The sequence below is a fragment of the Sphingomonas sp. R86520 genome, assembly GCF_042466285.1.
In the GTDB taxonomy this organism is placed as follows: domain Bacteria; phylum Pseudomonadota; class Alphaproteobacteria; order Sphingomonadales; family Sphingomonadaceae; genus Sphingomonas.
Map to the genome: position 1 here is coordinate 2,877,560 of NZ_JAXHBZ010000001.1, position 21,071 is coordinate 2,898,630.

22 protein-coding genes, 1 tRNA gene and 1 pseudogene are annotated in these 21,071 nt (G+C 65.4%); 10 read left to right on the forward strand and 14 right to left on the reverse strand.

Features of this window, described 5'->3' with window-relative positions; translation table 11 throughout:
* The first annotated feature begins 50 nt into the window (after positions 1–50).
* Positions 51–1,490 carry a DEAD/DEAH box helicase gene (locus SJY41_RS13050; RefSeq protein WP_380782338.1) on the forward strand — a complete coding sequence of 480 codons (1,440 nt, stop codon included), beginning with the start codon at positions 51–53 and terminating at the stop codon, positions 1,488–1,490.
* A gap of 57 nt (positions 1,491–1,547) precedes the next feature.
* A complete protein-coding gene (locus SJY41_RS13055) occupies positions 1,548–1,814 on the forward strand; it encodes a hypothetical protein (protein WP_380782340.1) in 267 nt (88 codons plus the stop codon).
* Between the two features lie 215 nt (positions 1,815–2,029).
* Here SJY41_RS13055 and SJY41_RS13060 read toward each other — a convergent pair whose 3' ends face one another.
* The 5 genes and pseudogenes from SJY41_RS13060 to SJY41_RS13080 all read right to left on the reverse strand — a co-directional run bounded on the left by SJY41_RS13060 (position 2,030) and on the right by SJY41_RS13080 (position 5,827).
* Positions 2,030–2,695, reverse strand: coding sequence for a nitroreductase (locus SJY41_RS13060; protein WP_380782342.1), 666 nt, complete (start codon positions 2,693–2,695; stop codon positions 2,030–2,032).
* A 115-nt stretch (positions 2,696–2,810) separates the two neighbouring features.
* The gene (gene hslU, locus SJY41_RS13065; RefSeq protein WP_380782344.1) at positions 2,811–4,106 is read right to left on the reverse strand and encodes an ATP-dependent protease ATPase subunit HslU; all 1,296 of its coding nucleotides are present in this window, start codon (positions 4,104–4,106) and stop codon (positions 2,811–2,813) included.
* A gap of 119 nt (positions 4,107–4,225) precedes the next feature.
* Positions 4,226–4,768 (reverse strand): ATP-dependent protease subunit HslV, encoded by a 543-nt coding sequence (hslV, locus tag SJY41_RS13070; protein ID WP_380782346.1) that lies wholly within the window; start codon positions 4,766–4,768, stop codon positions 4,226–4,228.
* A gap of 199 nt (positions 4,769–4,967) precedes the next feature.
* Positions 4,968–5,195 (reverse strand): annotated as a pseudogene (locus tag SJY41_RS13075) (3TM-type holin); the annotation flags it as partial.
* Between the two features lie 95 nt (positions 5,196–5,290).
* The gene (locus SJY41_RS13080; protein WP_380782348.1) at positions 5,291–5,827 is read right to left on the reverse strand and encodes a glycoside hydrolase family 108 protein; all 537 of its coding nucleotides are present in this window, start codon (positions 5,825–5,827) and stop codon (positions 5,291–5,293) included.
* 545 nt (positions 5,828–6,372) lie between these two features.
* Between SJY41_RS13080 and SJY41_RS13085 the strand changes: the two genes are divergently transcribed.
* Complete coding sequence (locus SJY41_RS13085; RefSeq protein WP_380782349.1) at positions 6,373–8,655, forward strand: NADP-dependent malic enzyme; 2,283 nt, start codon at positions 6,373–6,375, stop codon at positions 8,653–8,655.
* 100 nt (positions 8,656–8,755) lie between these two features.
* On the opposite strand, the gene SJY41_RS13090 is transcribed toward SJY41_RS13085, so the two are convergent.
* Both SJY41_RS13090 and SJY41_RS13095 read right to left on the reverse strand, forming a co-directional pair.
* The gene (locus SJY41_RS13090; RefSeq protein ID WP_380782351.1) at positions 8,756–8,989 is read right to left on the reverse strand and encodes a hypothetical protein; all 234 of its coding nucleotides are present in this window, start codon (positions 8,987–8,989) and stop codon (positions 8,756–8,758) included.
* The gene (locus tag SJY41_RS13095) at positions 8,986–9,288 is read right to left on the reverse strand and encodes a hypothetical protein (protein WP_380782353.1); all 303 of its coding nucleotides are present in this window, start codon (positions 9,286–9,288) and stop codon (positions 8,986–8,988) included. The genes SJY41_RS13090 and SJY41_RS13095 overlap by 4 nt, the downstream gene beginning before the upstream one ends.
* A 126-nt stretch (positions 9,289–9,414) precedes the next feature.
* Here SJY41_RS13095 and SJY41_RS13100 point away from each other — a divergent pair, with 126 nt between their 5' ends.
* Positions 9,415–9,759: a hypothetical protein gene (locus SJY41_RS13100; protein WP_380782355.1), complete on the forward strand. Its 345-nt coding sequence runs from the start codon at positions 9,415–9,417 to the stop codon at positions 9,757–9,759.
* A 262-nt stretch (positions 9,760–10,021) separates the two neighbouring features.
* Here SJY41_RS13100 and SJY41_RS13105 read toward each other — a convergent pair whose 3' ends face one another.
* Positions 10,022–10,303 carry a CsbD family protein gene (locus SJY41_RS13105; protein WP_380782357.1) on the reverse strand — a complete coding sequence of 94 codons (282 nt, stop codon included), beginning with the start codon at positions 10,301–10,303 and terminating at the stop codon, positions 10,022–10,024.
* 195 nt (positions 10,304–10,498) lie between these two features.
* Entirely contained in the window at positions 10,499–11,302 is an 804-nt protein-coding gene (locus tag SJY41_RS13110; RefSeq protein ID WP_380782359.1) for a SirB1 family protein, read from the reverse strand.
* Positions 11,303–11,403: 101 nt separating this feature from the next.
* Between SJY41_RS13110 and SJY41_RS13115 the strand changes: the two genes are divergently transcribed.
* The 3 genes from SJY41_RS13115 (at position 11,404) to SJY41_RS13125 (ending at position 13,412) form a co-directional block, all read left to right on the forward strand.
* A complete protein-coding gene (locus SJY41_RS13115; protein ID WP_380782361.1) occupies positions 11,404–11,988 on the forward strand; it encodes a glutathione S-transferase N-terminal domain-containing protein in 585 nt (194 codons plus the stop codon).
* A 91-nt stretch (positions 11,989–12,079) separates the two neighbouring features.
* Positions 12,080–12,910, forward strand: coding sequence for an aldo/keto reductase (locus SJY41_RS13120; protein WP_380782363.1), 831 nt, complete (start codon positions 12,080–12,082; stop codon positions 12,908–12,910).
* A 13-nt stretch (positions 12,911–12,923) separates the two neighbouring features.
* Positions 12,924–13,412, forward strand: coding sequence for a metallophosphoesterase (locus SJY41_RS13125; RefSeq protein ID WP_380782365.1), 489 nt, complete (start codon positions 12,924–12,926; stop codon positions 13,410–13,412).
* A 168-nt stretch (positions 13,413–13,580) separates the two neighbouring features.
* Here SJY41_RS13125 and SJY41_RS13130 read toward each other — a convergent pair whose 3' ends face one another.
* The 5 genes from SJY41_RS13130 to SJY41_RS13150 all read right to left on the reverse strand — a co-directional run bounded on the left by SJY41_RS13130 (position 13,581) and on the right by SJY41_RS13150 (position 17,900).
* The gene (locus tag SJY41_RS13130) at positions 13,581–13,886 is read right to left on the reverse strand and encodes a cytochrome o ubiquinol/quinol oxidase subunit IV (RefSeq protein ID WP_380782367.1); all 306 of its coding nucleotides are present in this window, start codon (positions 13,884–13,886) and stop codon (positions 13,581–13,583) included.
* Complete coding sequence (locus tag SJY41_RS13135; RefSeq protein WP_380782369.1) at positions 13,883–14,509, reverse strand: cytochrome c oxidase subunit 3; 627 nt, start codon at positions 14,507–14,509, stop codon at positions 13,883–13,885. Before SJY41_RS13135 ends, SJY41_RS13130 begins: the two co-directional genes overlap by 4 nt.
* Complete coding sequence (locus SJY41_RS13140; RefSeq protein WP_380782371.1) at positions 14,506–16,605, reverse strand: cbb3-type cytochrome c oxidase subunit I; 2,100 nt, start codon at positions 16,603–16,605, stop codon at positions 14,506–14,508. The genes SJY41_RS13135 and SJY41_RS13140 overlap by 4 nt, the downstream gene beginning before the upstream one ends.
* The gene (locus SJY41_RS13145; protein ID WP_380782373.1) at positions 16,602–17,474 is read right to left on the reverse strand and encodes a cytochrome ubiquinol oxidase subunit II; all 873 of its coding nucleotides are present in this window, start codon (positions 17,472–17,474) and stop codon (positions 16,602–16,604) included. Before SJY41_RS13145 ends, SJY41_RS13140 begins: the two co-directional genes overlap by 4 nt.
* Positions 17,475–17,823: 349 nt before the next feature.
* A tRNA-Pro gene (locus tag SJY41_RS13150) sits at positions 17,824–17,900 on the reverse strand.
* A gap of 243 nt (positions 17,901–18,143) precedes the next feature.
* On the opposite strand from SJY41_RS13150, the gene yajC reads away from it, so the two are divergent.
* Genes yajC through secF form a run of 3 tightly spaced genes read left to right on the forward strand, consistent with a single transcriptional unit; the run spans position 18,144 to position 21,069 of the window.
* Positions 18,144–18,485 carry a preprotein translocase subunit YajC gene (gene yajC / locus SJY41_RS13155; RefSeq protein WP_380782375.1) on the forward strand — a complete coding sequence of 114 codons (342 nt, stop codon included), beginning with the start codon at positions 18,144–18,146 and terminating at the stop codon, positions 18,483–18,485.
* Entirely contained in the window at positions 18,485–20,089 is a 1,605-nt protein-coding gene (gene secD / locus SJY41_RS13160; protein WP_380782377.1) for a protein translocase subunit SecD, read from the forward strand. Before yajC ends, secD begins: the two co-directional genes overlap by 1 nt.
* A gap of 14 nt (positions 20,090–20,103) precedes the next feature.
* The gene (gene secF / locus SJY41_RS13165; protein ID WP_380782379.1) at positions 20,104–21,069 is read left to right on the forward strand and encodes a protein translocase subunit SecF; all 966 of its coding nucleotides are present in this window, start codon (positions 20,104–20,106) and stop codon (positions 21,067–21,069) included.
* Positions 21,070–21,071 lie beyond the last annotated feature (2 nt).

A 21,071-nucleotide genomic window follows, 5' to 3' on the forward strand; every position in this document is an offset into this window, starting at 1 on the left:
GCGCGTCCGCTTGAGGATTCGCGAGCCCGGCATCTATTGAGAGACTATCCATGTCATTTGCAAACCTCGGCCTTGCCGAGCCGCTTGTCCGTGCGCTCGAAGCCAAGGGCTATACCGAGCCGACGCCGATCCAGGCACAGTCGATCCCGATCCTGCTCGAAGGCGGCGATCTGCTCGGCATCGCGCAGACCGGCACCGGCAAGACCGCCGCATTCGTGCTGCCGTCGATCCAGCGCCTGACCGAAAACCAGAAGCGCGTCCTGCCGACGCATTGCCGCATGCTGGTGCTCGCGCCGACGCGCGAACTCGCCAGCCAGATCGCCGACAGCGCGCGCGCGTACGGCCAGTTCAGCAAGATGTCGGTAACGACCGTGTTCGGCGGCACCAGCATCAACAAGAACCGCCAGGACATGAGCCGCGGCGTCGATATCCTCGTCGCCACGCCGGGCCGCCTGATCGACCTGATCGAGCAGGGCTTCGTCAACCTGTCGATGATCGAGATCCTCGTGCTCGACGAAGCCGACCAGATGATGGACCTGGGCTTCATCCACGCGCTGAAGAAGATCGTCCGCATGCTGCCGAAGAAGCGCCAGACGCTGTTCTTCTCGGCGACGATGCCGGTCGCGATCCGCGAGCTGGCCAGCCAGTTCCTGCTTGATCCGAAGACGGTGTCGGTGAAGCCGGCTGCGACGACCGCCGAGCGCGTCGACCAGTATGTCACATTCTGCAACCAGTCTGAGAAGCAGGCGCTGCTGACGATCACGCTCGCCGATCCGGCGATCGACCGCGCGCTCGTGTTCACGCGCACCAAGCATGGCGCCGACCGCGTCGTGAAGCTGCTGGCCGGCAACGGCATCGCCTCGAACGCGATCCACGGCAATAAGAGCCAGGGCCAGCGCGAGCGGGCACTTGGCGAGTTCAAGCAGGGCAAGGTCAAGGTCCTGATCGCGACCGACATCGCCGCACGCGGGATCGACGTCTCGGGCGTCAGCCACGTCATCAACTTCGAGCTGCCGAACGTCGCTGAGCAGTATGTCCACCGCATCGGCCGTACCGCGCGTGCGGGCGCCAGCGGCATCGCCGTCGCGTTCTGCGCCGATGACGAGAAGGCGTACCTGCGCGACATCGAGCGGATCACCCGCCAGAAGGTCCAGGTCCGGTCGCTGCCGGAGGATTTCGTCAACCTGTCGAACCAGATCAAGCAGACGCGCGTCAAGACCATGGGCGCCGATCCCGAGGTCCGGATCGACCGTCCGCGCGATCCGGCGCGTCCGCGCGCGACGCATTCGGCTAGCGCGACCGGCAGCAATGGTCGCAACTATGCGGGTGCGAGCCGCGGTGGCCAGGGTGGCGGCGGCGGTCGTCCCCAGGGCGGCGGTCGTCCCGGTGGCCAGGGCGGCGGTCGCCCTGCTGGCGGCGGTCGTCCAGCCGGCGGTGGCGGCGGTGGCCGTGGTCCGAGCCGCGGCGCGGGTCCGAGCTCGGCACGCTAACGGAGCATTCGTTCGCCTCGCGGGTTTGCTATAGGCTGGCCCGCGAGGAGAATGCTCATGGACGTTTCCACTACACCTGTTGCCGAACGCGTCGCGCGAGTGCTGGCCGGTCAGCGGATCAGCGCGAATGCCGGCGGGGACTCTGAGTCGGCGTCGCGGCTGATCGATGCGGCCTGGGCCGATTACCTGCCTGATGCGCTGGCGGTGCTGAAGACACTCCGCGAGCCTGACAAGGCGATGGCCGCGGCGGGTGATCCGGCGGTTTGGGAGGCGATGATCCTTGCGGGGATCAAGGGCGCCAAGCCTCAGACGGTGGTCCTCTAAAAACTTGTTTCCCCGCGAAGGCGGGGACCTAGTCTGGGCACCCGCCTTCGCGGGTGAACATTGCCGTAATTGTCCCATACGCCACCACCCCGGCGAAGGCCGGGGCCCAATTGGAAAGGCCGGGGTAACGAAGCGCTTCCGCCAGTTACACTTGTCACCCAATTGGGCCCCGGCCTTCGCCGGGGTGGTACTCTATTTTGCGATGACGGCTTGAATCAGCGGATCGTCGTAAGCCATTCGGCTTCGTCCGCGCGCGCGGTGCGCAGTGCATTGGCCGGCGCGCTCTTGTCCTCGTAGCCGATCGCCATGCCGCAGAAGAGCATGCGGTCTTCGGATGTTCCGAGGAACGTGCCGATCGTTTCCGGATACATCGCCCAGCATTCCTGCGGGCAGGTGGCGAGGCCGGCTTCGACCGCCAACAGCATCAGATTCTGCAGGTACATGCCGAGGTCCGACCATTGCGGCGGGCCCATCCGCTTGTCGACCGTGCAGAAATACGCGGCGGGGGCGCCGAAGAACTGGAAGTTCTGCGCGAACCATTCCCGGCGGGCGGCCTTGTCGTCGCGGGGGATGCCGATGTGGGCGTACATCGCTTCGCCGACCGCGTAGCGGCGGTCTCGGTAGGGTGAGACGAGTTCGCGTGGGTAGATGTCGTAGGCTGGCGCTTCGGCGGTGCCGCTGCCGATCTTTTCGGCCATGATGGCTTTTAGGCGGGCCATGGCTTCGCCCTGGACGATGGCGATGTGCCAGGGCTGGAGATTGCCGCCGGTTGCAGCCCGGGATGCCTTTATCGCCAGGTCGTGGAGCAGGGTCGGGTCGACCGGCGTGTCGAGAAAGCCTCGGACGGAGCGGCGAGCGGCGATGGCTTCGGTCACGTCCATGGTGTTCTCCTAAATACCCCCCACTTCGTTCGCCCTGAGCGAAGTCGAAGGGCATGAGACTCAGGTGCTTCGACTTCGCTCAGCACGAACGGGGGGTGGTGCCCCCCGCCTTACGTCAGAGCACGAAGCGGCTCAGGTCCGTGTTGCGGGCGATTTCCTTGAGCTGGCTGTCGACGTACGCGCCGTCGATGATCAGGTTGGAGCCGCCACGGTCCTCCGCATTGTAGCTCACCTCCTCGAGCAGCTTTTCCATTACCGTCTGCAACCGCCGCGCGCCGATGTTCTCGATCTCCGAATTCACCTCGGCAGCGATGCGCGCGATGGCGGCGATGCCGTCTTCGGTGAATTCGATGCCGACGCCTTCGGTGGCGATCAGCGCCTTGTATTGCAGCGGCAATGACGCCTTGGTGTCGGACAGGATCGCGACGAAATCGCTTTCGGTAAGGCCCTTGAGTTCGACGCGGATCGGCAGGCGGCCCTGGAGTTCGGGGAGCAGGTCGCTCGGCTTGGCGACGTGGAACGCGCCGCTGGCGATGAAGAGGATGTGGTCGGTCTTCATCGGGCCGTACTTGGTCGCGACGGTCGTGCCTTCGATCAAGGGCAACAGGTCGCGCTGGACGCCTTCGCGGCTGATGGAGCCGCCACGACCGTCCGAGACCGCGATCTTGTCGATCTCATCCAGAAAGACGATGCCGTTGGCCTCGGCGTCCGCCAATGCGACGCGGCTGACTTCGTCCTGGTCGAGGCGCTTGTCGGCCTCTTCCTCGACCAGCTTGTCCCACGCCGCGTGGACAGTGAGTTTCCGCCGCTTGAGCTGCTGGCCGCCGCCGAACGACTTCATCATCTCGCCGAGGTTGATCATCTGCGGGGCACCACCGGGGATCTCGAACGGCGTGGTCGGCGCCTGTTCGACTTCGATCTCGACTTCGGCAGAGTTGAGATGGCCGTCGAGGAAGCGCTGCTTGAAGCTCTCGCGCGTCGCCGTGCTCGAATCCTTGCCGACGAGCGCGTCGAGCAGACGCCCCATCGCCGCCTCCTCCGCCTTGTCCTTGACGGCGACGCGACGCCGTTCTTTTTCGAGGCGGATGGCTTCCTCGACCAGGTCGCGGGCGATCTGTTCGACGTCGCGGCCGACATAGCCGACCTCGGTGAACTTGGTCGCCTCGACCTTCACGAATGGTGCGTCGGCGAGCTTGGCCAGACGGCGGCTGATCTCGGTCTTGCCGCAGCCGGTCGGTCCGATCATCAGGATGTTCTTGGGCGTGACCTCGTCGCGGAGGTCTTCGCTGAGCTGCTGGCGGCGCCAGCGGTTGCGCATCGCGACGGCGACCGCGCGTTTCGCAGCGGCTTGGCCGATGATGTGGGCGTCGAGCGCGGCGACGATTGCCTTCGGGGTGAGCTGGTCGTTCATTTTGTTACCTTCTCCCCTCCCGCTCGGGAGGGGTCGGGGGAGGGCGTGGCCGCAGCGGAAGGCGTGGGTGAGGTGTATTTCAGCCCCTCCCCTAACCCCTCCCGCAAGCGGGAGGGGAATTACGTGGTCGAGTCCATCGTTTCCACCGTGAGGCGGTCGTTGGTGTAGACGCAGAGCTCGGCGGCGATCGCCATTGCCTTGCGGCACAGGATCTCGGCGTCGTTCTCGTATTCGACCAGCGCGCGGGCGGCGGCCAAGGCGTAGTTGCCGCCGGAGCCGATCGCCGCGACGCCGTTTTCGGGTTCCAGCACGTCGCCGTTGCCGGTGAGGATCAGCGTGACGTCCTTGTCAGCGACGATCATCATCGCTTCGAGATTGCGGAGGAACTTGTCGGTGCGCCAGTCCTTGGCGAGCTCTACCGCAGCGCGCAGCAGCTGGCCCTGGTGCGCTTCGAGCTTGCGTTCGAGGCGTTCGAACAGCGTGAAGGCGTCCGCGGTCGCGCCGGCGAAACCGCCGATGACGCTGCCGTCACCCAAACGACGCACCTTGCGCGCGTTGGGTTTCATGACGGTCTGGCCCATCGAGACCTGGCCGTCGCCGATCACGACGACCTTGCCGCCGCGGCGGACCGAGAGGATCGTGGTGCCGTGCCAAGTCGGCATGGCGTGGGGGTCGTTGCTCATGGTGGCGATGTAGGGTTTGGTTTTGGGGGTGCAACGCCCTGCCGCCTCCACCCCCCTTTCCATCATCCGTCATCCCCGCGCAGGCGGGGATCCGGACCCTCGGACCTCACCCGTTCATCACTGAAGTCAACCAGTATGGGTTCCCGCCTCCGCGGGAATGACGAAGGACGCTCGGTGGTTATCGCCCTTTCCCCCATTCTCGCGCCACCGTGTAGCCGAGATAGCCTGTGCCGAAGAGCGCGTAGAGGGGTTCGGGGATCGCATTGAGATAGGCCGACATGCCGGCCGCAATCGCTTGCGCCGTTTGCGGGCGGACGGCGGCGATCAGCCCTGCCGGGATTGCGCCGAGCAGCAATGTGTACATTACGTAGAGGAAAGTCGGGCGGGCGCGGGTGATCCAGGGATCTGGCGCTGGATCAAGGGGTTGCGGGGTCATTGGCTGCCTCCGGCAAACGTGAAGTATAGGAAGTATGGACGCTGGGAGCGGTTCGCTCGCGGGCGTCAGGTGCGGTTGGCGAGCCAGCCGTAGAGGAAGGCTTCGTTGGCGGGGCGGGTCTCGGCGAGCGCGACGTAGCGTTCGCCCTGGAGCGCCTCGATCGCTTTCAGGAGCACGGTTTCACCGCCGGGTTTTCGGCGGGCGAGGAAGGCATCGAGGGCGGTCAGCGTCGCCGGGCCGATGCGGCCGTCGAGGATCATGTCGGGATAGTCGGTCGCGCCCCGGTTGAGCGCGTTCAGCGCGCGCTGGAGGAAGGTGGCGGCGACCGCGGGGCCCATGTTGACGCCGGTGTCGAAGAGTTCTTCGGCGATTTTCGGAGCGCGCGGCGCGATCTGGTCGAAGGCGGGGCGGGTCCAGTAGAGGCGGCGGTAGATGCTTTCCGCCTCGTCGCGGGGGAAGGTTCGCATGTCTCCGGTGTAGCCGTTGGTGCGGGCTACGCCTTGCGTGATGCCGTAGCGGGTGGGGCCGCCTCGGTCTGCGGGGTGGTTGATGTAGCCGCCTTCGCGGTCGATGACGGCGTCGATTAGGTGGTCGATTGTCATGGCTGGCTCCCCGGTTTGCTGGCGGGAGCGAACCATATTGGTTCGCTGTAGGACAGGAATTTGTGGGGCCGCTCCCAAATCTGTTCCCCCGCGAAGGCGGGGGTCCAGGGTTACGGAGGGTAACGCTTGTGGTTCCTGGGCTCCCGCCTTCGCGGGAGAGCAAGAAGGTTCGCAGCAGAACAAGCAGGATTGAAGCACGACGCATTCGCCGACATCGCACCGCCCCGGCGGAGGCCGGGGGGTCCAGGGGGGGAACGGTGCTAATGAAGGGCGGCGCTTCATTACCTTCGACGTTCCAACTGGGCCCCGGCCTTCGCCGGGGTGGTGGCACTTTGAGTGGTGGCACTGATGGGTCGTGGCCTGATGGGTGGTGGCACTGATGGGTCGTGGGCCGACAGTTGCCCCCCTCCCTCAAACCGACGCTACGTCCGCGCGGGGTTGGCGGATCGGTCCCCCTAAGGCTATGCGCTGCCTTGAACATTCGCTGCGGGCCCTGCCCGCGCGGTCCACCCGGTCGCCGCCGCGGCCGACAGGTTAGGAAGACCATGGAAGACGATTTCCGCAAAGCCGCGCTCGATTATCACCGCTATCCCAAGCCGGGTAAGCTCTCGGTAGAGGCGACAAAGCGGATGGCGACGCAGCGCGATCTCGCGCTCGCCTATTCGCCCGGCGTCGCGGCTGCGTGCGAGGAAATCGCGCTCGATCCGGACAAGGCGCGCGACTATACCGCGCGCGGCAACCTCGTCGCGGTCATCACCAACGGCACTGCGGTGCTCGGGCTTGGCGCGATCGGCGCGCTCGCGTCGAAGCCGGTGATGGAGGGCAAGGCGGTGCTCTTCAAGAAATTCGCCGGGATCGACTGTTTCGACATCGAGATCGACCAGCGCGACCCGCAGGCGTTCATCGAAGCCGTGCGCGTGCTCGAGCCGACGTTCGGCGGGATCAATCTCGAGGACATCAAGGCGCCGGAATGCTTCGAGATCGAGACGAAGCTGCGCGAACTGATGAACATCCCGGTGTTCCACGACGACCAGCACGGCACTGCGATCGTGTGTGCCGCCGCGGTCCGCAACGTGCTCGAACTGCGCGGCAAGCGGCTCGACCAGATGAAGCTGGTGACGTCGGGCGCAGGCGCGGCGGCGCTGGCGACGGTCGACCTGCTGGTGTCGATGGGTCTCAATCCCGAGAACGTGACGCTGACCGACATCGCCGGCGTCGTGCACAAGGATCGCGGCGACGTGATGCCGCCGAACATGGCGCGTTATGCCCGCGAGACCAATGCGCGGACGCTGCCCGATGCGTTGGAGGGGGCGGACATCTTCGTCGGCCTGTCGGCGCCGCGCGTGCTGAAGCAGGAATGGCTGCACCTGCTCGCGCCCGACCCGCTGATCCTGGCGCTGGCCAACCCGGAGCCGGAGATCCAGCCGGCACTGGTGCACGCGACCCGGCCCGATGCGATCATCGCGACCGGGCGTTCGGATTTCCCGAACCAGGTCAACAACGTGCTGTGCTTCCCGTTCATCTTCCGCGGCGCGCTGGACGTCGGCGCGACCGAGATCAACGAGGCGATGAAGGTCGCGGCGGTCGATGCGATCGCCGCACTCGCGCGGGCGACCGCATCGGACGTGGTGGTGACCGCGTATGGCGGCGCGACTCCGGTATTCGGGCCGAACTACATCATTCCCAAGCCGTTCGATCCACGGCTGATCCTGCACGTTGCCCCCGCAGTGGCGAAGGCGGCGATGGATTCCGGCGTAGCGACGCGGCCGATCGAGGATTTCGACGCGTATATCCGTGATCTCGAAGTGTTCGTGTATCGCTCGGGCCAGCTGATGCGGCCGATCTTCGCGCGCGCCAAGCAGGCGGGGCGGACGATCGCGTACGGCGAGGGCGAGGACGACCGGACGCTGCGCGCGGTGCAGACGGTGATCGACGAGGGTATCGGGCGGCCGGTGCTGATCGGGCGGCGCGACGTGATCGGCCAGAAGATCGAGGCGAGCGGCCTGCGCATGGCGATCGGCACCGATGTCGAGGTGCTCGATCCGGGTACCGACCGCGAGGTGTTCGATCCCTTGCTTGCCGGGTACAACGCGCTGGTCGGCCGTCGCGGCACCCCGCCCGACAGCGCCGAGCGTGCGCTGCGCACGCGGCCGAGCGTGGCGGCGGCGATGCTGCTGCGCGAGGGGCGCGTCGATGCGGCGCTGTGTGGTGGCGTCGGCGACTGGTGGACGCAGATGACGTACATCATGCCGCTGCTGCCGCGGATGCCTGGCGTGTCGCGGCTGTACGCGCTGTCGGCGGTGATCCTGCGAACGGGCAGCCTGTTCGTGTGCGACACGCACGTCACGATCGACCCGACCGCCGAGCAGATTGCCGAGATGACCTTGCTCGCGGCCGAAGCGGTGCGCGCGTTCGCGATCGAGCCGAAAGTGGCGTTGCTGTCGCATTCGAGCTTCGGTGCGTCGCGGTCGCCATCGGCACAGAAGATGCGCGCCGGGCATGCGTTGCTGAAGGATGCGGCGCCCGAGTTCGAGTTCGACGGCGAGATGCACGGCGATGCGGCGCTGTCGGAGGCGTTGCGGCGGCGGCTGGTCGGGGACAGCCCGCTGACCGGGTCGGCGAACCTGCTGGTGATGCCGAACATCGATGCGGCGAACATCGCGGTATCGTTGCTGTCGGCGTCGACCGAGTCGCTGCCATTGGGGCCGATGCTGCTGGGGCTCGCCAAACCGCTGCAGATGCTGGTGCCGAGCGTGACCGCGCGCGGGATCGTGAACCTCAGCGCGATCGCGGTGGGTCAGGCAGCGACGGTGAGCGAAACCGTCTGACGCTGCAAACCCGACCTGGCGACCATCCACAGATGCGGCACGCGCCGATATCGATGGATGGTCGCGAGGTCCGGTTCGTGAGACGGCGGGCGAAGCGGGTTTAGTCGACGCCCTGTTTGCGCGCGCCGTCGATCATGCGCTGGGCGATCTGTCGGACGGCGTGATCGTCTTTCGTATCGTCGGTCGCGGGATCTCCGAGGTGATCCAGGCTGCCTTCCATGAAGTCCAGCAACCCGCTGTGCCGGCTCTCGATATATTCCATGAGCTTGAACAGCAGATGCTCGGTTGCGATCTCGCGCTGGCGAGCGTGGGTGGCGGTGTCCGGGCTCGTCATTTGACGCTTTCCTCCGACGCATCGAACTCGTCGAACGCGGCGCGGACTTCGCTCGCCGCGGCATCGTCGGCGACCTCGACGGTGACGACGACCTTGCCGTTGAGTTCAGCGTCGTCGCGTGCCTCGGGGCTGGGTTCGCCCGCCGCGTTGTCGGAGCCGGCTTCCTCGACACCGGCGGTATTCGCGTCGCCGTCCGCCGTTACCAGGACCTTCGCGCGATCGATGTCGAATTGCTGTACCAGCCGCTCGACCGTCATTTCGGCTTCGCGCCGCGTATCGAATTTCGCGATCAATTTCATGGACCTAATCCTTCAGCCGGCATGGCTCGAGGAAACAACTATCGGAATGCCGCGCGGTGCCATACGGGCGGGCCAGTTTCGTTGCAGGGCGCATATCGTGTACCTGCGGTCAGAGCGGGTGATCGCATGCCACATGCCAGCAACATCATTTACTGCACGGGTCCGGACAGCCCCCACGCCTTCGACCTCGTGCCGATCCAGCATCGCAACGGCAGCCTGGATGCCATGTGCCCGGTCTGCAAGGGCAGAGGCCAGTGGAATGCCGAGATCGATCTCGTCAGTTTTCGCTGCAAACGTGTCGGGTGCGACCGGTGCCATGGCGCCGGCTGGGTCGAGACCGGCAGCGATCCGATCGGGCTGCCGGACATCGTGATGACGCCGGAGGGATATCCGCAATGGACCGTTCGCTATGAAGCGAGCGCAGCGGTCGACGAGGTCGACCCTGCAAAGCCCGGGCTGGCCGAAATCTGAGAAGCGGTGCCCACGGACGATACCAGCGCGAGTCGCGTGGCCAGATGAGGGATACCGCGGCAGGGAGGCGTCTTGGGAATGCTCAACCTGCCGCTTGCCCCAAGACTACGCGCTCAAATGCGGATTGCAACCAATCTCGAGTCCCGAAATGGCGCAAATTTATTGCATCGCGGTCGTAGCGATTTCGCCTGCGGTCGACTGTCCAATACGATGACGGTAAGCGACAGGCCGTTCCGTCTGGAGCGGCCTGTCATACCGGCGATTACTTGCCGCGAAGCGTGTTCAGGATTGCCAGTCCAACGACCCCAACCAGCGCGGCGGTCGCATACGGGCGGGCCTGGGCGAAACCCTTGGCCTTCTCGATTGCCGGGCCGGGGTTTGCGATAACGTCCTTTGCAGCACCCGCGACCTGCTTGGCGCTTCCGGTGAGCTGGTTCGCGAGACCTTCGCTCTGCAACGACGTGTCACCGGTCAGATTGCCGACCGCTTCCTGTACGTTGCCGGCTGCGTCCTGGCCGTGGCCCTTCAGTGTCGTCGTATTCATAGTCCGTGCTCCTGGTATGCGTTCGCAACGAACACAATCGGGACCGCAACGATCGAAGGTACAGTTGGGTCCGAATCCTCCATCACAAAGCACACCGTGAGGTTTTGGCGCACGACCCGGGCCGGAACGTGTGGAACGGCTTTGCACACACGCGGCCGGCGTTGAGCCGGCGATCGCGCAGCAACGGACGCCCGGTCATCCGGTCGCCAGCGAAGCCAGCGTTGCCGACACCCGCCCCCGGAGCTCGGGATCGCGGGTGATCTCCAGCATCGCGCTCAGGCTCGCGCGCGCGGCCTGGACGTCGCCATCGACCAGCTCGAGACGAGCGCGTTCCCACCAGCCATGGCCATAGCCCGGCGCCATCGAGGTCATGCGCGTATAGAGGTCCAGCGCGCGTCGCCCCTTGCCGGCCGCCTCCGCCCGCGTCGCCTGATTGAGCAGCAGCCGGACGAGGATCGCGCGGTTCGGCATGGCGGCGACATGGCTGACCGCAGCCGCGGGACCCGGATTGGCGGCCATCAGCAATGCCGCCAGCTGGTCGCGGCCGACCCGGATGCCACCACGGAACGGATCGACGATGACCGGGACCGCCTCCGCGCCGACCAGGACCAGGACATGGCCTGGCACGTCGAGCGCGTCGGCCTGCCAGCCGAGCCGGCGCGCGACGCCGACATAGAGGATCGAAAGGCTGACCGGCAGGCCGCGCCGGCGATCGATCACGCGGATGAGATCGGCATTGGCGGGATCGTCATAGGTCTCGCGGTCACCGACGAATCCGAATTCCTCGCCGATCACGCGGGCAAGCGCGTCCGCCCGAGCCTCGGCGCTCGTCGCGCCGCCGTCGACCGCCTCGAGACGGATCGCCATCGCTTCGATCACGTCGCGGTACGGGATCGGGTCGATCGCCGGATGATCGAGCAAGGCCAGCGAGAGCGCGGCCTCGTCGAGGATGATGTCGTCCTCGTCGAGAAGACCGAGGCGGATGAGATTGTCGTTCATCGTGCCAAGATGGGAATACGAAGCGGCCGTGCAAACCGGCGGCGATACGCAGCCGATCGGCACCCTTGCGCGTTCAGCGATCTCGACACGGGAGATTATGAATGAAGTTCTATTATTCGCCCGGCGCCTGCAGCCTGGCCGACCACATCGCGCTGCATGAGGCGCGTCTTTCGTTCGAGCACGAAAAGGTCGATCTGAAAACCAAGCGCACCGAGAGCGGCAACGATTACATGGCAATCAACCCGAAGGGATATGTGCCCGCGCTGACGCTGGATACCGGTGAGACCCTAAGCGAGAACATCGCCATCCTCGACTGGATCGCGCGCCAGGATTCCGCGCTGCGACCCGCCGGAACGATGGGGAATACGCATCTGCTGGAAGCGCTCGCATTCATTTCGACCGAGATCCACAAGAGCTTCAAACCCTTCTTCGCCGGCGGAAGCGACGAGGAAAAGGCGAAGGCTGGCGCGGTCATCGTCAAGCGCATGACGTATCTGTCGGATACCATGCGCGGCGACTATCTGTTCGGTGGCGGTGTCAGCGCTGCGGATTGTTACCTGTTCGTGATGCTGCTGTGGGTCGCTAAACTGCACATCGATGCACCGGCCAAGCTGGTGGCGTTCCGCGAACTCATGATGACGCGCCCCGCCGTGCAGAAGGCGATGTCCCGCGAGGGGCTCCTCTGAACCGGGGCATGCCCCCGACCCCCTTTTTGTCCCGAGCGTGCCCCTGCCGCCTGTATCGATGGCGGCAGGGGCGAACCCTGCGAGAGCGATGATGAAGACTGTGATTCTGCCGGGTGGCGAGACGGTGCCGGGCCTGGGACAAGGGACCTGGATGATGGGCGAACGGCGCGATCGTCGCGAGGCGGAGATCGCCGCGTTGCGGACGGGCGTCGACCTCGGCATGACGCTGATCGATACTGCCGAGATGTACGGCGACGGCGCGTCCGAGATGCTGGTCGGCGATGCCCTTGGCGGCGTCCGCGATCAGCTGTTCCTTGTCAGCAAGGCATATCCGCAAAATGCTTCGCGCAAGCGCCTGGCCGCAGCGTGCGAGGCGAGCCTGGACCGGCTGAAGACCGATCGGCTGGACCTTTATCTTCTCCACTGGCGCGGATCGGTGCCGCTGGCCGAGACCGTCGAGGCGATGGAGGCGCTGCGCAACGCCGGCAAGATCCGTCATTGGGGCGTCAGCAACCTCGATCACGACGACATGGAGGAACTGCTCGCGGTCGGTGGACGGGAATGTGCGACCGACCAGATCCTCTACAATCTCACCCGGCGTGGCCCCGAACACGACCTGCTGCCCTGGCTTGAACGGCACGATATTCCCTGCATGGCGTACAGCCCGGTCGAGCAGGGCCGGCTTCTCGCCGATCCAGCACTGGGCCGGATCGCCGGGACGATCGGGGCCACGCCGGCGCAGGTCGCGCTCGCCTGGGTGCTGCGACGCAAGGACGTGATCGCAATCCCGAAAGCGGGTAGTGTCGCGCACGTCCAGGAGAACCGCGCAGCCGCCGATCTCGATTTGTCGTCCGACGATCTCGCGGCGCTCGATGCGGCATTCCCGCGGCCAGCCGGACCGCGGCCGCTCGAGATGCTCTGAACCGGATCGCACGATGATGTTCTTCACCGCCGACACGCATTTCGGCGATCACCGGACGATCAACATCCATGGTCGGCCGTTCGCGTCGGTCGCCGAGATGGATGCGGCCATCGTCGCCGGCTGGAACGCGGTGGTGGGGCCGCAGGACGAGGTCTGGCATCTCGGCGACGTCGCGCGCCGGCCCGCGGACGTGCCTGGCCTGCTGTCGCGCCTCAACGGAACCAAGCATCTCGTCCGCGGCAACAACGATCCTCCCGCCACAGCCGCCGCCGCCGGATGGACGAGCGTGCAGGACTATGTCGAGCTGACGCAGGACGGGATCATGCTGGTACTGTGCCATTACCCGTTCAGGAGCTGGAACGGCCAGCATCGCCGATCGATCAATTTACACGGCCATAGCCACGGGCGACTGAAGCCGGTGCTGCGCCAGTTCGATGTCGGCGTGGATGCCCGCGACTACCGACCGACGACGCTGGCCGCGCTGCTCGGCCGCACCGACTGACGTCGCCGACGCGTCTTTCGCTCGGTCCGCCGGGGGGAAGGTTCTGGCCGATATCCGCACCGGGCTGGGTCGCCGAAGCTTCGAATTCTGGAAGCGCGGATGCCGGAGTCGGGCGATCTTATCGTCGAGGCGGTGCAGCATCCTGAGCGCTGACGCTCGCGCGGCGGATCACCCCATCATCCGGCCACGCAGGTTGAACAGGATCACCAGCGTCCCCGACACCATCAAGGCGATGATGAGCGTCGAGAAAAGGATCAGCTGCAGATCGTGGCGCGACGATCGCTTGAAGCTGATGTGGAGGAAGCAGCGGAACTGCACCGCCATCTGGATCAGGCCGAGCGTCAATATCGCGCCGAACGTCGCCCTTGCGCCGATCGACGGCCAGCGCACGGCGGCGAACGCGGCGATCGTCAGGGCCAACGACAGCGCGTATCCGACCGCATAGGTACGCAGTTCGCGGGTCCGGTCGCTCATCCGATGTTCCCTTGCAGATAGACGACCGTGAAGATCGCGATCCAGACGATGTCGAGCAGGTGCCAGAACAGTCCCAGCCGCAGCAGGTTGATCCGCACGCGCGCATCGAGGCCGTACGCGCAGATCTGGCCGACCATCACGACCAGCCAGAAACAGGCGACCGCGACGTGGAGACCGTGCAGGCCGACGAGCGCGAAGAACGATGACAGGAAGCCGCTGCGCATCGGATAGGCGCCGTGTGCGAACATCGTCGCGAAGTCGTTTGCTTCGAGCGCGAGGAAGACGAGGCCGAGGCCGAGCGTCGCGGCGAGCCAGCCGAACAGCACGCGGCGGGACTCTTCATATTTCATCGCAAGCGTCGCGCGGCCGAAAGTGGCGCTGCTCGTCAGCAGCAGCAACGTCTCGACGAAGGCCGGCATCAGCTTGAACTCGGACGCCGGGGTCGGGCCGCCGACGGTGCTCGCAATCATCGTGCCATAGGTGGCGAAGAGCAGCGCGAAGATCACCGCGTCGCTCATCAGGAACATCCAGAAGCCGAAGATCGCGTTCTCGGCCTGGTCCTTGGTCAGTTCGCCGGTGTCGCCGAGGTTGAGGCCGGCATGCGCCAGTTCGGGTTCGCTCACGTCACGATCTCCGCCAAACCGCGGTTGACGGCGGCAGTCTCCAGTTGGCGCGGGATTGCGGACGTTGTGCGGACGCGGGCGAGCCAGCCCTCATGCTCGCGCGCGACCTCGGCGGCGGGGATGGTTCGGTGCCGATTGCGGCCGAAGCTGCGCAACACGACCGCCGCGACGATCACCTGGAGCGCGACGATCGCCAGCCCCCAGATCTCCCAGACGATACCGAACGCGGCGACCGCAGCGGCGAGCCCGATCGCGACGCTGGTCGCGCTGCCACGGGGAACGACGATGTCCTCGTATGTCGGCGGCGAGGCGTAGGGATCGGGTTGCCCTTCGTCATGCTTGTGATCGTAGAACGGGTTGCGCCCGTCGATCAGCGGCAGGACCGCGAAATTATATTCCGGCGGTGGTGCGCTGACCGACCATTCTAGCCCGCGGCCATCCCACGGGTCGCCCGCCTCGACGCGGGTCGTGGCGCGGTCGCGGATGCTTACCCACAACTGGATGCCGAGCGACGTCAGTGCCGCCAGCAGGATGAACGCGCCGACGCAGGCGACGTAGAGCCAGGGCCGGAACGACGGTTCGAAGATCGCCTGAGTCCGCCGCGCCATTCCGCTCGCGCCGAGCACGTAGAGCGGGAAGAAGGCGAGGTAGAAGCCGACCACCCAGCAGGTGAACGCGATCCGCCCCCAGCGCTCGTCAAGGCGGAACCCGAACGCCTTGGGGAACCAGTAATGATAGCCGGCCAGCATCCCGTAGAGCAGGCCCGGGATCAGCATGTTGTGGAAATGCGCAACTAGGAACAACGTGTTGTGGACTAGGTAATCGAGCGGCGGCATCGCCAGGATGATGCCGGTGAAGCCGCCCAGCACGAACGTCATCATGAACGCGATCGCGTAAAGCATCGGTACGGTGAACCGCACCTCGCCGCGAAACATCGTCCAGATCCAGTCGTAGATCTTGACGCCGGTCGGCACGCCGATCGTCATCGTCGCGATCCCGAACACCGCGTTGACGTTGGCCGACTGCCCCATCGTGAAGAAATGATGGACCCACACGGTGAAGCTCAGCACCGCGATCGCCATCGTCGCGATCACCAGCGAGGTGTAGCCGTACAGATCCTTGGTCGAGAAGGTCGACACGACCTCCGAATACACGCCGAACGCGGGCAGGATCAGGATGTAGACCTCGGGATGACCGAACAGCCAGAACAGGTTGGCGTAGTTCATCATGTTGCCACCAAGGTCGTTGGTGAAGAAATGAAACCCGAGATAGCGGTCGAGCGCGAGCAGCAGCGTGGCGACGGTCAGCGGCGGCATCGCGAAGATCATCAGGATCGACGTGCACAGGCTGGTCCAGGAGAACATCTGCATCCGCATGAACCACATCCCCGGCGCGCGCAGCTTGTAGACGGTGCAGGCGATGTTGATCCCCGCCATCGTCGAGCCGATCGACCCCAACGTTACCGCCCAGATCCAGTAGTCAACGCCAACGCCGGGGCTGAACGCGCGCTCGGTATAGGGCGGGTAGCCGCTCCATCCGCCGGTCGAGAACTCGCCGACGACGAGGCTCGTCATCATCAGTCCGGCGGCGCCGATCGTCAGCCAGAGCGCGATCGAATTGGCCCAGGGAAACGCCATGTCGCGCGCGCCGATCTGCAGCGGCAGGACATAGTTGATCATGCCGGTCAGGAACGGCATCGCCATGAAGAAGATCATGATCGAGCCGTGCGTCGAGAACAGCTGGCCGAAATGATCGGGCGACAGGAAGCCGGGATTCTCGATCGCGACCGCCTGCTGCATCCGCATCAGCACCGCCTCGACCAGCGCACGCGACAGCATCACGAACGCGACGACGATATACATGATGCCGATCTTCTTGTGATCGAGGCTCGTCAGCCACTCGGTCCACAGATACCGCCACTTGCCGTAGCGCGTCAGCAGCGCCGCGACGACGACCGCGCCGATCACCACAAGCCCGCCCGCGAACGCGCCGATGATCTCGCTGATCGTCGGGTTCTCCCACGCGCGCACGAACGGCAGGTCCTGCCAGCCGAACCGGCCGAGCACGGCGGGCCAGAGAGGAACGGAGACGGTCATCGATCGGCTTTCGGCAAGGAACGGGGCGGTGGAGAATGGGGCATGCCGCCGTTTGCGGCGATAACGTGCTCGAACAGGTTCGGCGTCACGTGGGCGAACTCGACGGGTTGCTTGATGATCGATCGGGCGCTGAGACGGCGCCACGCCTGCGGATCGAGCGTACGCTGGCCGCGGCGCGTGCTGGCGACCCAGCGATCATAGTCGGCCGGAGTAACGGCGACGACGGCGAACTTCTGATGCTGGAAGCCGGCGCCGTTATATTGCGTGTTCTCGCCGGTGAACCGGCCCGGCCGGTGCGCCGCGATGTTGAGTTCGGTGGTCATGCCGGCCATCGCGTAGATCTGGCCGGCGAGCTGCGGGATCAGCATCGACTGCATCACCGTGCCGCTGGTCAGGCTGATGTGGACCGGGCGCCCGGCGGGGATGGTAAGCCGGTCGACCGCCGCGATCGCCTGGTCGCGCCCCTGTCCGGGATAGACGAACACCCATTTCCAATCGAGCGCGATCGCCTGCACCTCGATCAGCGCGGCGCCCGGCAACCGGCGATAGGGATCGTCGATCTGCGTCCATTGCCAGAGCAGCACGGCGAGCCCGATGACGATGCCGGCTGGTGGGATCCAGATCAGCCCCTCCACCCACCAGTTGAAGTTCCACTTCGGCCGGTAGGCATCATCCCGGTTCGACAGCCGGTAATGCCAGGCGAACAGCGGGGTCAGCAGCAATACGGGCCCAGCAACGAACAGCAGCACGATCGACACCGTGATGAACAAGTGGCGCTCGTGCCCGGCGACCGGACCCTGCGCGTTCAGGAAGCCATGCGACAAGGCCGTGCATCCGCCCAACGCTAACAGCAGAATCGAAACCGGCATCAGCCGCCGGAGCCGTCGCCCGCACTGAGAAATCACGTCCCCCCCTACCCGGCACCGACCGGTCGACTCGCTGACTGTTGGCGACCGCGGGGTCGTAACCGCGCATCGGTCGATACAGCCGCTTCCCCTAACCATATCGCAGGGCCGTCCGACCACAAGTTTCGGCGGAAACCCGAAGCTTATCCGCAAAAGACAAGATTCGAACCTGGAGGGCTGGTCGGGTGCAGCATCGAACATGGCGGAAGGGTCACCAACGGGGCGACGCTCGTCGAGCTTTTGCGGATGGCTGGAAATGTCGAACGCGGATCGCCGGGGTCGATGCCCGTCAAACGATCGCGGTTCGGTAAAATGGTCGGAGCGACAGGATTCGAACCTGCGACCCCCACACCCCCAGTGTGGTGCGCTACCAGGCTGCGCTACGCTCCGACCGAACGGGCCGCAAGGCGACCCGAGGGGGGCGCACTACGCGGGGTGCGCGCGGGATGCAAGTGCGAAGACGGGCAATGCCGGGCCGGACGTCCGGTCGCTGACACAACACGTCTCATCCTGTGGCGATCTGTTGCGCGACGTCCCAAGCGATGATAGCGGGCTGGCCAATGCGGGCGCGACGCGTGACGTCCAGCCCGACCTATCCTTCAGCCGCTACGGCCCAGCCAGATACGGAACTCCATGTTCATCTCACCAGCTTATGCCCAGGCCGCAGACGGCGCCACCACGGCCGGGGGCGGAATCGCCTCGTTCCTGAGCCTCGCGCCGCTGTTTCTCGTGTTCGTCGTGTTCTATTTCCTGATGATCCGCCCGCAGCAAAAGCGGATGAAGGCGCTGCAGGCGTCGGTCGCCGCGGTGAAGAAGAACGACAGCGTCGTCACCTCGGGCGGCATCCTGGGCAAGGTGACCAAGGTCGAGGATAACGTCGTCGAGGTCGAGATCGCGCCGACTGTCCGCGTTCGCGTCGTCAAGTCGACGCTGACCGACATCACCAGCCCGAACACGAAGCCGGCAAACGACTGATGTTGGATTTTCCGCGCTGGAAGGTCGGGTCGATCATCGGGTTGCTGGCGGCTTTGTGCCTGCTGGCGATCCCGAGTTTCCTCCCCGAGAGCACCACGAGCCAATGGGGGCGGATCCCGCATCCGCACATCAACCTCGGGCTCGATCTCGCCGGCGGCAGTTACCTGCTGCTCGAGGCCGATACCGCCGACCTTGCCGCGACGCGGATCGAGGCGATGCGCGACAGCGTCGCGGGGACGATGCGCAACGGCACGCCCCGGATCGAGATCGGCGACATTTCGACGCGGGGCGGCCAGCTGAGCTTCCTGCTGCGTGATCCGAGCCAGGTCGATGCGGCGCGCGAGCGCCTGCTGGCGATCACCGGCGGTGGCGCCGGGATGAGCGGCCAGCGCGAATGGGACATCAACGTCGTCGACACGAGCCGGTTCGTGCTCAAGCCGACCGAAGCGGGCCTGACCCAGGCGGTCGACACAGCGATGAAGGACGCGACCGAAGTCGTTCGCCGCCGCATCGACGAGCTCGGCACCAAGGAGCCGACCATCGTTCGCCAGGGCGCGACCCGGATCGTCGTTCAGGTGCCGGGGCTTAAGAACCCGCAGGCGCTGAAGGACCTGCTCGGCAAGACCGCCAAGCTCGAATTCAAGCTGGTCGACGAAACCGCGAACCCCGCCGATCTGGCCAAGGGTATCGCGCCGATCGGTAGCCAGATCCTTCCCTACCCCGGCAATCCTCGCGGCGGTTCGTTCATCGCGGTCAAGCGGTCGGTGATCATCTCAGGCGACCAGCTCGCCGATGCACGCCAGGAGTTCGAGCAGCAGACCAACGCGCCACAGGTGGCGATCACATTCAACGCGGTTGGCGGGCGTCGCTTCGCCAAGGTGACGACCGACAATACGGGCAAGCCGTTTGCGATCATCCTCGACAATCAGGTGATCTCCGCGCCGAATATCAACGAGCCGATCCTGGGTGGTCGCGCGTCGATCTCGGGTAACTTCACCGTGGAATCGGCGAACGCGCTGGCGATCACGCTGCGGTCGGGCAAGCTGCCGGTCAATCTGAAGACGATCGCGGAAAGCACCGTCAGCCCGGATCTCGGCAAGGATTCGATCCGTGCCGGCGTGCTGGCGAGCGTGATCGCGGCGATTGCCGTGATCGTGTTCATGCTGGTCACCTATGGCCGGTTCGGATTCTATGCGAACCTGGCCGTGGTCATCAACATCCTGGTCATCGTCGCGGTCATGGCGATGCTGAACGCGACGCTGACTTTGCCCGGGATCGCCGGGTTCGTGCTGACGATCGGTACGGCGGTGGATGCCAACGTGCTGATCAACGAGCGTATTCGCGAAGAGCGACGGCGCGGGCGTAGCGTGATCCAGTCGGTCGAACTCGGCTACAAGGAAGCATCGCGGACGATCTTCGAGGCGAACGTGACGCATGCCATCACCGGCGTGATCATGCTGCTGCTCGGCTCGGGTCCGGTGAAGGGCTTTGCGGTCGTGCTGCTGATCGGGATCTGCACGTCGGTGTTCACCGCCGTCACGTTCACGCGGATGATGGTCGCGCTGTGGCTGCGGAAGAACCGCCCCACCACGATCAATATTTGAGGCGGGAGATTATTATGCGCCTGCTGAAACTCGTACCCGACAACACCAACCTGAAGTTCGTCTCGCTCCGTAAATGGGCGTTCGGGCTGACCCTGCTGCTGTCGTTGCTGGCGATCGGCCTCGTCGTGACGAAGGGCCTCAACATGGGCGTCGACTTCGTCGGCGGCGTCCTGATCGAGGAAAAGTTCGCGACCCCACCGTCGATCGACGCGGTCCGCACCGAAGTCGACCGGCTCGGTGTCGGCGAGGCTTCGATCCAGTCGTTCAGCGATCCCAAGACGCTGTCGATCCGCCTGCCCGTCCCCGCCGGCGACGAAGGTGCGACCAACCGCCTCGTCAAGAAGGTGTCGGACGATCTGGCCGTGAAGTTCCCCGGCGCGACCTTCTCGAAGTACGACACGATTTCGGGCAAGGTTTCGGAGGAACTGATCAGCAAGGGGCTGCTGGCCGTCGGCCTCGCGATCCTCGGCATCGCGTTGTTCGCGGTGGTGCGGTTCGAGTGGCAGTTCGGCGTCTCGACGGTGGTGGCGATCGTCCATGATCTGTTGATGACGCTCGGCTTCTTCGCACTCACGCAGTTCGAGTTCGACCTGAACATCGTCGCGGCGGTGCTGACGATCATTTCGTACTCGATCAACGACAAGATCGTGATCGACGATCGTATCCGCGAGAACATGCGCCGCTATCGCAAGATGGATATGCGCGAGATCATCGACCTGTCGGTGAACGAGACGCTGCCCCGGACCGTGATGACGTCGGTGACGATCCTGCTGGCGCTGATCGCGATGCTGATCCTGGGCGGCCACGTGCTGCGCGGGTTCACCGCCGCGATGATCCTGGGTATCATTGTGGGCACATATTCGTCGATCTACGTGTCGTCGTCGCTGCTCATCACGCTGGGGCTGCGCGCCGATCCTGCACCGCGCAAGGGCGGCGTGCAGGACGGTGCCGAGCGGGTTGGCCCGAAGGTCGAGCGCTAACC

Excerpts from the sequence above, each read along its gene's own strand:
- SJY41_RS13050 (WP_380782338.1), top strand. The coding sequence starts at position 51 with ATGTCATTTGCAAACCTCGGCCTTGCCGAGCCGCTTGTCCGTGCGCTC.
- SJY41_RS13055 (WP_380782340.1), top strand. The coding sequence starts at position 1,548 with ATGGACGTTTCCACTACACCTGTTGCCGAACGCGTCGCGCGAGTGCTG.
- SJY41_RS13060 (WP_380782342.1), bottom strand. The coding sequence starts at position 2,695 with ATGGACGTGACCGAAGCCATCGCCGCTCGCCGCTCCGTCCGAGGCTTT.
- hslU (WP_380782344.1), bottom strand. The coding sequence starts at position 4,106 with ATGAACGACCAGCTCACCCCGAAGGCAATCGTCGCCGCGCTCGACGCC.
- hslV (WP_380782346.1), bottom strand. The coding sequence starts at position 4,768 with ATGCCGACTTGGCACGGCACCACGATCCTCTCGGTCCGCCGCGGCGGC.
- SJY41_RS13080 (WP_380782348.1), bottom strand. The coding sequence starts at position 5,827 with ATGACAATCGACCACCTAATCGACGCCGTCATCGACCGCGAAGGCGGC.
- SJY41_RS13085 (WP_380782349.1), top strand. The coding sequence starts at position 6,373 with ATGGAAGACGATTTCCGCAAAGCCGCGCTCGATTATCACCGCTATCCC.
- SJY41_RS13090 (WP_380782351.1), bottom strand. The coding sequence starts at position 8,989 with ATGACGAGCCCGGACACCGCCACCCACGCTCGCCAGCGCGAGATCGCA.
- SJY41_RS13095 (WP_380782353.1), bottom strand. The coding sequence starts at position 9,288 with ATGAAATTGATCGCGAAATTCGATACGCGGCGCGAAGCCGAAATGACG.
- SJY41_RS13100 (WP_380782355.1), top strand. The coding sequence starts at position 9,415 with ATGCCACATGCCAGCAACATCATTTACTGCACGGGTCCGGACAGCCCC.
- SJY41_RS13105 (WP_380782357.1), bottom strand. The coding sequence starts at position 10,303 with ATGAATACGACGACACTGAAGGGCCACGGCCAGGACGCAGCCGGCAAC.
- SJY41_RS13110 (WP_380782359.1), bottom strand. The coding sequence starts at position 11,302 with ATGAACGACAATCTCATCCGCCTCGGTCTTCTCGACGAGGACGACATC.
- SJY41_RS13115 (WP_380782361.1), top strand. The coding sequence starts at position 11,404 with ATGAAGTTCTATTATTCGCCCGGCGCCTGCAGCCTGGCCGACCACATC.
- SJY41_RS13120 (WP_380782363.1), top strand. The coding sequence starts at position 12,080 with ATGAAGACTGTGATTCTGCCGGGTGGCGAGACGGTGCCGGGCCTGGGA.
- SJY41_RS13125 (WP_380782365.1), top strand. The coding sequence starts at position 12,924 with ATGATGTTCTTCACCGCCGACACGCATTTCGGCGATCACCGGACGATC.
- SJY41_RS13130 (WP_380782367.1), bottom strand. The coding sequence starts at position 13,886 with ATGAGCGACCGGACCCGCGAACTGCGTACCTATGCGGTCGGATACGCG.
- SJY41_RS13140 (WP_380782371.1), bottom strand. The coding sequence starts at position 16,605 with ATGACCGTCTCCGTTCCTCTCTGGCCCGCCGTGCTCGGCCGGTTCGGC.
- SJY41_RS13145 (WP_380782373.1), bottom strand. The coding sequence starts at position 17,474 with ATGCCGGTTTCGATTCTGCTGTTAGCGTTGGGCGGATGCACGGCCTTG.
- yajC (WP_380782375.1), top strand. The coding sequence starts at position 18,144 with ATGTTCATCTCACCAGCTTATGCCCAGGCCGCAGACGGCGCCACCACG.
- secD (WP_380782377.1), top strand. The coding sequence starts at position 18,485 with ATGTTGGATTTTCCGCGCTGGAAGGTCGGGTCGATCATCGGGTTGCTG.
- secF (WP_380782379.1), top strand. The coding sequence starts at position 20,104 with ATGCGCCTGCTGAAACTCGTACCCGACAACACCAACCTGAAGTTCGTC.